We start from the raw sequence: 12,416 nt of genomic DNA, 5'->3' as shown, positions 1-12,416 counted from the left end.
GCTGACTCAACCCAATGTTTTGAGGTACTCGAAAACCTTATTTGCTTCTTTTGCTCTCAACTTGCTGATCGCGACTCCAGCATGAACGATCACGTAGTCTCCTACTTCAGCCTCGGGTACCAGTGATAAATTTACAGCTTTACTGATACCGCCGAAGGAAACTTTTCCAGTGCGCTCCATGGCTGATTCTTGCTCTATTAATTCGATTCTTCCGGGAACTCCCAGGCACACTAGGAACTCTCCTCTCCCAATGATTGCCCAGCAGCATCCATACATTGTGCGTAGTGGATCTGGCCCAGCGATATTCCGCCATCATTTGGGGGGACCTCACTGTGGCTGTGAACGGAAAAGCCCTGACTTTCCAGAAGAGCAGTGACGGTTTCGGTAAGCCGCTTGTTCTGGAATACACCGCCGGACAGAAAGATATTCTTTTCACCTTGTTGCGTTGCTACTGCCAGCGCCATCTGCGCGAGTGTGTTGTGAAATGCAGCGGCCCTTTGTGGCAGTGATCGGTTTTCATCGTAGATCAAAGCACTAATACAGGGTGTCCAATCCAGTTCCAGCAGGTCCCCTTTTTGAACAAGGCTAAAGGGGTAGCTGTCTTTAGAGCTGACGCCACGGGCACACTGTTCTAGAGCCATGGCTGCCTGCCCTTCAAAGCTGGTATGCGTAGTCAGTCCCAGGAGTGCGGATACCGCATCGAAAAGGCGGCCGACAGAGCTACATGGTGGACTGTTAATCTCACCTTTTAGCATGGTGACCAGGTTTTGACGCTCGCCACGGGTGAAGCAGCGCTTTAATTGTCGATTTTCCAGGGCGACAAACCCGGAGATTTCATACAAAAGTCCGGCCGCAGAGCGTCTGGGCTCCCGCACGGCCTTTTCACCGCCTGGCAGCGGGAATGTACGAAAGCTGGCGATGTGTTTGACTGGAGACTGTCCATTCCAGTGAAAGAATTCTCCACCGCGAACAATGCCACTGCGGTCGTAACCAGTTCCATCCCAGCAGATTCCCAGTGCAGGTCCTGAGTGAGCGTGTTCTGCCATGCAGGAGAATAGATGGGCAATATGGTGCTGAACGCCAATACGCACAGCTCTTTGCTTCATAGCCCAGCGGTGAGAGGTATAGCCTGGATGGAGGTCGTGGATTAATTTTTTCGGGCGGCACTGCTGTAGTTTGGTGAGATCGCCAATAGTTTGGTTGAAGTGCTTCAGGGTGTTGGCACTACCTAAGTCGCCAATATGTTGGCTGGGATAAGCCCACCCGGCGTGAGACAGTGCAACTGTGTTTTTCAGGTCCGCCCCCAGGGCCAGGAAGCTCTCTCGTTCACTTTCGCCCTTTTGGCCTGGGCTAGGCAAGGTAATGGGAAGTGGCGCGTAGCCCCGGGCTCGACGCAACATCAGCGGACGGTTATTGACCACCCTGAGTACAGAGTCATCCAGTGGGCGCAAAATTCGGCGATTGTGAACCAGGAAGTAGTCAGCGATTTTACCCAAGCGCTCAAACGCCTCATCATTTTCTGTACAAATAGGCTCTTCTGCGAGATTACCGCTAGTAGCGACAAGAGGGGCTCGATACTTTTGGGCGAGCAAGTAATGTAAAGGTGATGCAGGCAGCATCACCCCCAAGTCGGCAAGATTTGGAGCGACCAGCGGATGTATCCTGGAGTGACTGTCATCCTTCGCTTCCAGTAGAACAATCGGTCTTTCTCGGGTCGATAGTAGTTGCGCCTCTTGCTCCGAGACGCAGCAATCCTGGCAGACACTTTTCAGCTCGTCATATAGAAGCGCGAACGGCTTATGCGGACGTTGTTTGCGCTGGCGCAAGTTGGCGAGCGCCTTACCATTGGAGGCGTCGGCTAACAGTTGAAAGCCGCCTACCCCTTTAAGGGCAATAATTTTCCCCTGGGCAAGGGCATCAAGGGCTTTGGATAGTGCCCGACTCATCTTCGCAATTGTAACGCCGGCAGTATTACAGAAAAGCAATTGAGGGCCGCACTGGGGGCAGGCATTGGGCTCTGCATGAAAGCGCCGATTGAGGGGGTCCCGGTACTCCCCCGAGCATTTTCCGCACAAAGGGAAGTGGTGCATGGAGGTGTTGACACGATCGTAGGGCAGTTTGTAAATGATGCTGTAGCGGGGGCCGCAAAGAGTACAGCTGATAAATGGGTAGTCGTAGCGGCGATTGTTGGGGTCTGATAATTCCCTGAGGCAATCATCACAGGGAGCCAGATCTGGTAAAACGATGGTTGAACTACTGGCATCACGGACACTGGGTAAAATTCGAAAACCGTATTCTGCTTGAAGAGCCACCGGGTAGGATTCAATGTGAGTGATGCGACTGTAGGGTGGCTTCTCTGAAGATAACTTATCGATAAACTTTTCGATTTCCCGGCTTTTGCCCTGGACTTCAATTCTCAGGCCGCCGCTGTAGTTGGCCACCCAGCCTTTCAATTGAAAGCTATCGGCCAGGCGATAGATAAAGGGCCGGAATCCTACTCCCTGCACCAATCCGGCGATTTCAATCCGGCGGCGTTCAGTGGCCATCAGTCTCCTCAAACTTTAAGCTCTCCAGGATTACATCCTGGGCTTCCTTGTGATTAATATCCTTAAGCTCATCAATTTCCAGCTTAATCCCCTCGAGAGAAGTCCCGAGTATCTCCCTGTCAAAATGCTCCCTCAGATGCGCTGCAGACATATGCGCCAGGGCACCCAAGCGTAAGCGAACGCCGATCGGCCTGCCGGGTTCATCAGAGGCCAGTTCCTGGATTTTATCGATCAGGTTTTTGATGAGATTTTGTTCGTGCATAGTGGTCTCCGCTGTATAGCGTTAGGTGCGCGATAATCATTTGCTCTGCTCGATGTGCTGCACTGGCCACTTTGGGTGATAAGCCCTGCCCTTTTGCCAGACTTTCTGAGTTGATCGCAAAAACATCCAGATGTGCCGGCAGCGAATCAATATGCTTTCCCATGGTCAGCGCTTCGGTCAGCCCAAATCCATGGCTTGATGTATTGCACATCGATGGAGCAAGAGCGTTGCCAAGTCCATCAATGGTGACAACCTCCCCGATAGGGTGCTGATCGCTTACCATGGCGTCTACAAGGCAAACCCATCGACCTTTCCATTGCGTGAGCAAATGTAAAATATCGCCGCCGCTTTCGAGGAATTCCACCGCCCCTCCAAGTTTTTGGCGAAGTCGAGCGATGATATGTGGCCCTACTCCATCATCACCGCGCAGGGGGTTCCCCAGGCTTACCATTAACCATGGATTGCTTACTTTGCGCTTGCCCATAATTCAAATGTAGCTGTAGGAAGTGAGTGGAGCAGGAAATGCAGGGGTCGTAATTCCTTATCGCCCGTTCACATAGCCCCTGTAATTTATCCTCAGGAAAGTGCATAAAGCTCGGCAACATCAAGCGGAGGTCATCTTCGATGGTCTTCTGGTTTTGTGAGGTGGGAGCGACAATTTTTGCCGTCGTAATCTTGCCTTTCTCATCAATGCCATAGCGATGATACAGAAGCCCACGGGGTGCTTCGGTGGCTGCACAGCCGCTTGCGGTTCTCGGCTCGGTCTTTAAATGAGGCTCGGTTGGGGGTTGGTATCTATCAATAATATGCAGAGCTTCTTCAAAGGCATGTAGTACCTCCAGGCTCCTAACGAGGATGCTTTGGAAGGGATTTAAACAGGGGGCGGTAAATTTGATCTCCTCCGCTAATTGCAATGCTCGAGGCGACAGCTTTTCGCGATTAAGGTTGTAGCGTGCGATGGGGCCCACCAGATAGGCACCCCGCTCCCGTAAAGTACAGTGCAGCGCGGTGCTATGAGCGACGTGCTCTTCTTCAAAGTGGTTCTCATAGTCTTGGGCGCTAATATTGAGTCCCGCACTGGAGGTAATCCTGCCCTCGTTCATTGGGTATTCTGACGGGTGCGTTAGAGCGACAAATTCGTAGTGATTATCCCTTCGCCATTCGTAGCTGGGGAAAGGCAAAGCTGCGGACCAGCGCACCAGTCGCTCGGTGAGATCCCGGGCCATTTCTAGCTGCACTACCAAGGCTGTGAGTTCACGAGCTTCCGGAACCTTGTAGAAACCCCCTACCCTCACATTAATCGGGTGTACTTCCCTGCCACCAATAAGGCGAACCAGGGCATTGCCCGCCTTTTTAATCTCCAGCGCGTTCTTAACAACCTCTGGATGATCCTTAGCCATTGCGACTGCATTGGGGTAGCCGAGGAAATCCGGTGCATGGAGCATGCTGATATGCAGCATATGGCTCTCGATCCATTCACCGCAGTAGAGCAATCGACGAAGCATGCGCAAAGCGCCGCAGGGCTTTAGGTCCAGGGCATCCTCCATGGCATGCACAGCACTCATCTGGTAGGCCACCGGGCAGATCCCACATATGCGTGCGGTGATATCTGGGGCTTCCAAGTAATCGCGCCCTCTGAGAAGGGCTTCGAAGAACCTTGGGGGCTCAAAAATCTTGAGCTGTACATTTTGTACACCGCTATCGTCATAGTCGATATGGAGGGCTCCCTCCCCTTCGACCCGAGCGAGATAATCTACCTTAATCGTTTTGCTGCGATCCGCCATAAAGCTCACCTGGGGGCAGATTTATCACCAATGTTTGGGGGGGATTAACGCTCCCCATCTTCTTGCCTATCCTCACTTTGCACTTTAAAAGAAGACGCTAGTGGATTGAAATTCCTAAGGTTTTCAACAATTAAAGTATTTTCTACATTTAGTTTTTCATCCCACCAATGGCAAAGTGATTCGGTGTTGGGATTTTCCTTGGGACCGTAGCAAGCGTAGCAACCGCGGTTGTAACTGGGGCAAATAGCGCCACATCCCGCGTGTGTAACAGGCCCCATACAGGGGGTGCCATGGGCAACCCAGATGCAAACATTGCCGCGTAATTTACAGTCAATACACACCGAGTGATTGGCAACCTGGGGGGCTCGCCGGTGCAGGAATGCACTGATTACTTCAAGCAATTGATGCTTGTTGATCGGACACCCCTGTAATTCAAAGTCCACTGCTACCCTCCCCGATATTGGTGTGGATTCCTTAAGAGTGGCGATATATTCCGGGTGGGCATAGACCACATCGGTGAACTCCTGCACATCGGCAAAGTTGCGAAGTGCCTGAATCCCTCCAGCTGTTGCACAGGCGCCAATACTGATTAGAAAGCGGGACTGACGTCTGACCTCTAGGATTCTCTCTTCATCTGCTGGCGTGGTAATGGAGCCTTCGACGAGAGAGATATCAAAAGGACCCTCTTTCACCTCACTGGAAGCTTCCAGGAAATAGGCGATATCTACCTGGGCTGCCAAAGAAAGAAGCTCATCCTCGCAATCCAACAGGCTCAGTTGGCAGCCATCACAGGAGGTGAACTTCCAGACTGCAAGTTTGGGGGGAGGATTACTACTCGCTATAGGCTGTTGATTTGAAACCATGAGCGAATATCCCGGTAGCAAAAGACAGGGCCATCTTTACAAACAAAGTTAGGTCCCCACTGGCAGTGGCCGCAGATTCCAATGGCACACTTCATGTTGCGCTCCATGGATAGATAGATATTGGATTCATCCACACCTTTATGGAGAAGAACCTGTATGCAAAAGCGCATCATGATCTCCGGTCCACACACAAACACTAAAGCATCATTGCACTCCAAATGAGTGACACGCAGAGGGTCGGTAATCACACCAATATGCCCGTTCCAGTCTGTGCTGGCGTGGTCCACAGATGTCACCAGTTCAAATGAGCTGCGCCAGTGACCAAGCTCTGGCCGGTAAAGTATTTCTTCGGGGCGACGAGCCCCATAGAAAACTTGTAGGCTCCTGGCCGGCAAGTGCCCGTTAAGAAAGCTGTAGATCAGGGGTCGTAAAGGCGCTAGCCCGAGTCCGCCGGCGATAATCACTAAGGGACGATTTGCCGCCAGGTGAGTTGGCCACCCCTGCCCGAATGGTCCCCGGATGCCCAGTTGCGTTCCAACTTCCAGTTTGCAAAGCGCTTGGGTAGCAAGCCCCTGGCCTTTAATCGTATGGGTAAGTGGGTCAGCCGATGACGTGCTGGGGCCACTTAAGGAGATAGCAGCCTCCCCGGCACCAAAGGCATAAAGCATATTGAATTGCCCGGGCTGAATGGGTGATGGGCCCCTAGCCTCTCGTGTCAGGGATAGAGTGACAGTGCCAGGAAATTCTTCGCGTCGATGGGTAACACGCCATAATTCAGGGATCACAGCGAGGGATTCCCTGTGACGGATGTGGCCCGTAAAGGTCCAACAATTGTATTCGTGCTGCCTGCAGTCGTTCTGTAGCAACTTTGGTAAACCGTTTCATCAATTCGAAACCGAGTCTCGGTTCTTTTTCGCACTTATCTCGGAGGCACTGCCCGCCGAGTTTAAGGCTGCGAACTGAGGTCAGGGCCCGGGCATCGAAGGCACTCAAGTAGGGAGGATACAGCCAGGACCAGCCGAATATATCTCCACCATGCAGTGTCATCAGGCAAAGGGGCCCATAGTTGGGGACAAAGGTTTCTACGGCGACACGTCCAGATCGAATTAAGAAGAAATGGTTAGCCGGAGTGTTTTCCCTGGCAAGGTATTCGCCTTCCTTATAGTGACTATTGCTTGTACACCCGGAGAGGAATGCCAGGTCCTTGTCTGCCAGCCCGGTAAAGAAAGGGTGCTCCTTGAGTAAGGTGGTGACAACTTTCATTTTTGTTCCTGGGCGCGAATATTCTGTATCTCTTCCGTGATATCGATGCCTACGGGACACCAGGTAATACAACGTCCACAGCCGACACAGCCAGAGCTGTCAAATTGGTCATACCAAGTGGCAAGTTTGTGAGTCATCCACTGCCGGTAGCGGCTGCGGGTATCCGCTCTTACCGGGCCGCCAGACAAATAGCTCAATTCAGCCGTAAAGCAGGAATCCCAACGCTCCCAGCGCTGTGCTTCATTTCCGGTTAAATCTGTTGTGTCCTCAACGGTTGAGCAGAAGCACGTGGGGCAAGCCATAGTGCAATTGGCGCAGGAGAGGCAGCGCTCCGCGACTTTATCCCAGTTTGGGTTGTCATAATTGCGATAAAGCAGTGTCTTCAGGTCAGAGCTGTCAAAGCTGCGGCTACCGTTACTCACTTGATTTTCGGCTTGCTGAACGGCAGCTTGCCCCTCTTGTTTCTCCTTTTCTGAGGCATCAACAGTGGGTAGTTGCTTTAACACTCGGTTGCCTTGAGGGCTGCCGCAGCGTATCAGGAAGAAGTGAGTATCGGAGGTCAGAACTTCGGTGATTACCAGATCACTGGGCAGTTGCACCTGCGGGCCTGTGTTCATTGAGGTACAGAAGCAGGTCTTTGCTGCTGTTGTGCACTCCACAGCGATAGTGAACAGCTGTGCTCGACGTGCCTTATAGCTACTGTTGGCGTAATCCCCCTGTGCGAGGACACGGTCCTGGATAGCAATGGCGTGTAGCTCGCAACTGCGAACACCGAGAAACGCTAACTTGACCGGAGGCTCTTCAATTTCCAGAATCTGAACATCTTCTCCAGAGCGGCTAGCGCTCCAGAGCTGGCGCTGGGGCAGCTGAAGAAACTGCTTCCAGGAGTGGGGGCCAACGGCGTAGCCAAAATGAGCCTTGTCATTGCGGCGCTCTACCCGGTATTGCCCCGCCTCTTGCTGATCCGTCCATCCTTGGGGCAGATCTGTGGAAGTTTCAATCTCACCATAGGTAATAGCCCCGTTATGCAGTATCGGGCCAAAGAGCTGGTAACCTTCACTGCGAATTGCCTGAATCAAACAATTCAGGTCATTCGCTGCCAGTTTAAGTATTTCCACGTATAGCCGAGAGCCGACTCCGAAAGAGCAGTAGTTGGTGACCTACTGATTTTTAGGTCTGTACTGGCTAATTGCACTAAGACAAAAGTGCCAAAATGCTAAGAAGAAAGTTTAGAGAAAAGCTATAGCCCTGACTACTTATTGAGGTGGGGTACATCCTTTAGGCAAAGTATTTCATAACCTTCTGATACTTATATACGACATACCATCTAAGCAAGATGATTGGCGCAGTACTTGCCATCACAAGGGCTACACCTGCCCCGAGTTTGTTTAAGTTGATGGCGAGTAAAGAAAATTCAAAAATATCGATAAGCACAATAACTGGAATAAAAAAGATCCAAAGTTGTTCGAATCCTATTCTTTTGGCAAACGCTAATCCAAACAGTACGACGTAGAAAAGGGTGGAAACAACCAAGCTGATTACCAACCACCAAAAGGGGATGCCTGTGGAGCCATCGGTCAAAACCGTATATTGGGAATACAGCTCCAGTGGTAGAAGGATAAAAAAGACAATTTTCCAGCCTACACTAGGACTATAGACGGGAGGGCGATTGTCGAGTTCGCTCTCAGGTGCTTGATAAGGATTTTGCACGCTCTGCCCTTTTATTGGCCTTTGAAATTTAAAACTGTCAGCGACTTCAATCCTATGGATTAGTGCATTTATAAGCAATTCTTGCCGGCTTTTAATTACTGCAGCCCAAATGTAGAAGTAGTTTGCCGATAATCGTTTAGTCTTTGGCATTCAGAGCTTAAAGATTGACATCATGGCTTTACCTTGCTAACACTACAAAAAAGCAGGTTAAGTTGTCACATTTATGCGATGAGCTGCCTCACACTATCGATAAACTATATGTAGCAACTATTGACTTTGAAACTGCAGACAATATCCTCGCTGTTCAAATTTTGATAGTCAGAGAGTCTAACTGGCAAGTAATGATGACCTCTATTTAGCTCAGGGAATGGCGAGAAGTAACTTTCGGATTGGTAATTGGTGCCTATCTGGAATAGTGGTAAATAATAAGGACGTTTCGAGATGCAGGATATGTATCAGACACCAGATAGCCCTCTTACAGACTCTATTCCACACTGCAAACCCAGTGTGGGTTGGAAGGTACTCCTTTTTATTCTCGCCCCGCTGGAAGTCTATTCCCAATATCTTGGTTTCGCCGCCGATGAGTGGGATCTTCCTATTTGGTGGATGATTTTTAGTCTGCTAGTTTATATTGCATTTTTTGTTGCTTTGTTTGGATTGGCTTTCTCGAAAAGGATTGCCTTCCCAAATGCTTGGCGTATCTATTTGCCTATTTTAATCTGCACTGACGTATTTGAATTTTTCTCCGTCATCGATGAGTTCAATATGTCGGTACTGGAAATCCAAATCATTACTATGATTTGGATTTCAGTGATATTTTTTACTTGGTACGCCGTGTACCGGTATCAAAAGGTGATGCGATATTTTAAATAATATCTACGCTAGCCTTAACCACTTTCAGCAGGTGTTTTATTGGAAGGTATTGCCAACATTACCTGTGCCAGTTTGCGTGGTTAATGCGATTTCACCACTGCCAACCTGCAAAGTTGTTTGAGTATTGGAAACACCGTTTTGCGTCACCAGAATGCTGCTACTAATACCGCTATGTTGATTAATCTGGGAAGAATTAGAATCACCAAACTGATTGAGCACCAGTGAACTAGTGAGCAAAGACCCGTCCTGCCCCTGATCTATTTGTGCTGTATTGGCTGAGCCATCTTGGATTACTAGAGTGGTACAGGAAATAAGTTCAATAGCAGCAATATTTTCGTTCCCTTGATCAAGATTTACCGTATTAGAAGAGCCGGTTTGCATTACTTCACCGCTGCTTGAGGTAATATTCTCCTGATCCACATTTGCAATGTTATTGTCACCAATCTGGGTGACTATCCCAGTAGCAGCTGAAACATCAGTTTCCTGTTCTATTCTTCCGGTATTCGAATCACCTATCTGCGTTATTATTGCAGTGCTCGTCGTCGTGACTTCATCCTGCTCGATATCTAAAAAGTTGGAAGAGCCAGTCTGGCTGGCCATAGCAAAGGTAAAGGTTACATCTCTATCCTGATCTATATTGGCGAAGTTGGAGTCACCAACTTGGGTGAACATGGCACTAGTGCTATCCACCCTTATACGCTGATCTAAAACCAATGTGTTAGACATTCCTTGTTGAGATGCAACAAGTGTGGTGGAAGTAACATCTTCCTGTTGCAGGACTTGGATGTCGTTTAAGTCTCCAGACTGAGAGCCAGTGAAGGAGCTGAGTTGAGCATCGTCTTGCAGCAAGGTCGCTGTATTATCACTGCCATTCTGGGTCAGGGAAGACGTAGTAAGTTGCGTTGCATTCTGTTGCACTGCTGAGGCCTGATTCAAATTTCCCGTCTGCACCAGTTCAATAGTGCTTTCAGAAGTGCCCGTAGTTTGGGATGCATCCGAGTCATTGAAATCGCCGATTTGGGTCTGAACAATCAAGTTGTTATGCACAGTACCATCGGACTGATCAGAAGTTGCACTATTGCCAGTACCTTCCTGGAATACCAGGGTGACATTATTATCAGCTAGAGCAGATACGCTGGCGGCAAATAGCGCGACTGCAGTCACAGAATTTGTCACTTTCATAGAGGTAATCCCTTATTGGTTAAATCTTATGGGGCGACCGCTTATAAGCCTCGACTGCAAGCCTGGATGAGCATCAAGGGAGTTGCCATAGGAAAAAATGGCTGAATAACTAAGAAGAAAGCTTGGGATTGTTGTTTGTTCACCGGGCTAACTTGCTGTATAACCATACAGCCCCAGAGTAACCTCTGCCTCATTGTTTGCATATCACGTCATAAGGAGCTGGTGTGCGGCATCGACGATAGATAGATCGAAAAACTAGCGCTTGTGCCATGACCCAACCGATAGAATTGCCAAATGGCTACTACCTGGACAACTTCAAAGCGTTGATTGAATTTGTTAGCCAACATTATTCCGGGCTTATCACCACATCTGAGCAAAATTTTTTTAAAACCTTCCAAGAGTTGGATATTTATAGCCAGCGGCTCTATGTGCGTTTGCTGTCCCGTAAAGGAGTACCTTCCTCTAGAGGATCGCTTTTCCGCCTGGGGAAGCTTAGCTATGGCGAGATAGAGAGCATTGAAAGTGCTGCAGCTGTTTTGGATCGCGCTGGACTATTTTGTTTTAATCCGGTGTTAACGGCACAAGAATATCTACCACTATTTACCAAAGCTGAATTGCTTGCGGCAGGACCCTCGGGTATATCCAAGTCTCTCAGCCGGCCTTCCCTCGAGCAACTATTGCTTGAAGACTCCAGTTCGAGTGACTGGTTTGTGAAGTTGCTTTCTGAGGACAGGGTACTAGCTGTCCAGGGTGCCGAACATTTCCAGACTTTCAAACTGTGCTACTTTGGCAACTTGAATCAGGATCTTACCGACTATGTATTGCGGGATCTTGGGCTTTATCGGTATGAATCCTATCCACTGGATAAGCAAAATCTCCCCTTTCAAAGCCGCTCGCAAATTGATCAGTATCTGCTTTACTACCAATGCCTGGAGCTGTTAGAAGAGCCATTACTGGAAGATGCGGAAGCCATATTGGCCCTATCTGCTCAACTGCCAGAAGGTATCGATGGTGACTCAACCCTGGCTCGTCGGCTGAACAGAATACGTCTTAAGTTGGCACGGCAGCTTGAGCGGCTCAATGCTCTTGAGCAGGCCGATGCACTATATCAACTTTGTAAAACCCCTCCCGCCCGTGAGCGCCGCGCACGAATTGCCGTAAAGCAAGGGTACGACACTCTAGCATTGGAAATATGCGAGGAAATAATAGCCTTCCCTATGGACCAGGCAGAAAGAGAGTTTGCTCTTAGCTTTGGTTACCGCACAGCCAAACGAAGTGGAGGCCTCAACAATTGGCAGGCACCTCATAAAATCCAAGCCCCCACTGAAGTGATAAGTTTGGCGCAGGGGGAAATCTGTGTTGAGCTACAGGTGGCAGAGCACCTTGAAGGTTCTAGCGGTGGTGAGTGTTTTTATGTAGAGAACACCCTATTCACTGGTGTGTTGGGCCTCTATATTTGGGACATACTGTTTGCACCTGTGCCTGGTGCTTTTTTCAACCCCTTCCAGGTAGCCCCAGCCGATTTTTGCACCGCGGATTTTTACTATTCCCGACAAGCGCTATTCACCCAGCGATTGGCTGAAATAGAGCATGAGCCCTTGAAGTCCCGTGTCCTCGCTACCTTTGCTGAGAAACAAGGTATTGCCAACCCTTTGGTTACTTGGGAGGCTTTGTCTACAGAACTACTTGAGAAGGCGCTGGATAGAATCCCCCTAAGTCATTGGCGTTCAATTTTTACTCGCATGCTCAGTGATATCACACAGAATAGAAATGGGCTGCCAGACCTTATTTGCTTTACTCCCTCCGGCCACTATGAACTCGTGGAGGTTAAAGGTCCTGGGGATCGCTTACAAAAAAACCAAGAACGCTGGCTGGCGTTTTTTGCTGAAGAGGCGATCCCTCATCGGGTAATTCATGTGGAGTGGCGCTAGCT

General features: G+C 49.5%; 13 protein-coding genes. 2 read left to right on the top strand and 11 right to left on the bottom strand.

What is annotated here, in order from left to right; translation table 11 throughout:
• Nucleotides 1–6: 6 nt before the first annotated feature.
• From ACJJII_RS17875 to ACJJII_RS17830, 10 genes are all read right to left on the bottom strand, one after another.
• On the bottom strand, nt 7–276 hold the full coding sequence (locus tag ACJJII_RS17875) for a HypC/HybG/HupF family hydrogenase formation chaperone (RefSeq protein WP_444917168.1): 270 nt from the start codon (nt 274–276) through the stop codon (nt 7–9).
• Entirely contained in the window at nt 231–2,546 is a 2,316-nt protein-coding gene (gene hypF, locus ACJJII_RS17870; RefSeq protein WP_444917167.1) for a carbamoyltransferase HypF, read from the bottom strand. Before hypF ends, ACJJII_RS17875 begins: the two co-directional genes overlap by 46 nt.
• Nucleotides 2,536–2,808: a hydrogenase/urease maturation nickel metallochaperone HypA gene (locus ACJJII_RS17865; protein ID WP_282932830.1), complete on the bottom strand. Its 273-nt coding sequence runs from the start codon at nt 2,806–2,808 to the stop codon at nt 2,536–2,538. Before ACJJII_RS17865 ends, hypF begins: the two co-directional genes overlap by 11 nt.
• Nucleotides 2,771–3,259, bottom strand: coding sequence for a hydrogenase maturation protease (locus ACJJII_RS17860; protein ID WP_444917166.1), 489 nt, complete (start codon nt 3,257–3,259; stop codon nt 2,771–2,773). The genes ACJJII_RS17865 and ACJJII_RS17860 overlap by 38 nt, the downstream gene beginning before the upstream one ends.
• A complete protein-coding gene (locus ACJJII_RS17855) occupies nt 3,228–4,592 on the bottom strand; it encodes a Ni/Fe hydrogenase subunit alpha (RefSeq protein WP_444917165.1) in 1,365 nt (454 codons plus the stop codon). Before ACJJII_RS17855 ends, ACJJII_RS17860 begins: the two co-directional genes overlap by 32 nt.
• A 44-nt stretch (nt 4,593–4,636) precedes the next feature.
• Complete coding sequence (locus ACJJII_RS17850; protein ID WP_444917164.1) at nt 4,637–5,455, bottom strand: NADH-quinone oxidoreductase subunit B family protein; 819 nt, start codon at nt 5,453–5,455, stop codon at nt 4,637–4,639.
• Entirely contained in the window at nt 5,431–6,240 is an 810-nt protein-coding gene (locus ACJJII_RS17845; RefSeq protein WP_444917163.1) for an FAD/NAD(P)-binding protein, read from the bottom strand. The genes ACJJII_RS17850 and ACJJII_RS17845 overlap by 25 nt, the downstream gene beginning before the upstream one ends.
• Nucleotides 6,230–6,718 (bottom strand): cyclic nucleotide-binding domain-containing protein, encoded by a 489-nt coding sequence (locus tag ACJJII_RS17840; protein ID WP_282932825.1) that lies wholly within the window; start codon nt 6,716–6,718, stop codon nt 6,230–6,232. The genes ACJJII_RS17845 and ACJJII_RS17840 overlap by 11 nt, the downstream gene beginning before the upstream one ends.
• A complete protein-coding gene (locus ACJJII_RS17835) occupies nt 6,715–7,836 on the bottom strand; it encodes a 4Fe-4S dicluster domain-containing protein (protein ID WP_444917162.1) in 1,122 nt (373 codons plus the stop codon). The genes ACJJII_RS17840 and ACJJII_RS17835 overlap by 4 nt, the downstream gene beginning before the upstream one ends.
• Nucleotides 7,837–7,996: 160 nt before the next feature.
• Entirely contained in the window at nt 7,997–8,578 is a 582-nt protein-coding gene (locus ACJJII_RS17830; RefSeq protein ID WP_444917161.1) for a hypothetical protein, read from the bottom strand.
• Nucleotides 8,579–8,869: 291 nt separating this feature from the next.
• Here ACJJII_RS17830 and ACJJII_RS17825 point away from each other — a divergent pair, with 291 nt between their 5' ends.
• Complete coding sequence (locus tag ACJJII_RS17825; RefSeq protein WP_444917160.1) at nt 8,870–9,301, top strand: hypothetical protein; 432 nt, start codon at nt 8,870–8,872, stop codon at nt 9,299–9,301.
• 36 nt (nt 9,302–9,337) lie between these two features.
• On the opposite strand, the gene ACJJII_RS17820 is transcribed toward ACJJII_RS17825, so the two are convergent.
• A complete protein-coding gene (locus tag ACJJII_RS17820) occupies nt 9,338–10,483 on the bottom strand; it encodes a hypothetical protein (protein ID WP_444917159.1) in 1,146 nt (381 codons plus the stop codon).
• A 269-nt stretch (nt 10,484–10,752) separates the two neighbouring features.
• On the opposite strand from ACJJII_RS17820, the gene ACJJII_RS17815 reads away from it, so the two are divergent.
• Nucleotides 10,753–12,414 (top strand): VRR-NUC domain-containing protein, encoded by a 1,662-nt coding sequence (locus ACJJII_RS17815; RefSeq protein ID WP_444917158.1) that lies wholly within the window; start codon nt 10,753–10,755, stop codon nt 12,412–12,414.
• The last annotated feature ends 2 nt before the right edge of the window (nt 12,415–12,416 follow it).

Source organism: Microbulbifer maximicatervae (SeqCode) (genome assembly GCF_052467825.1).
Note: the sequence above shows the minus strand (reverse complement) of the source record. Positions and strands in the feature narration are given on the sequence as shown.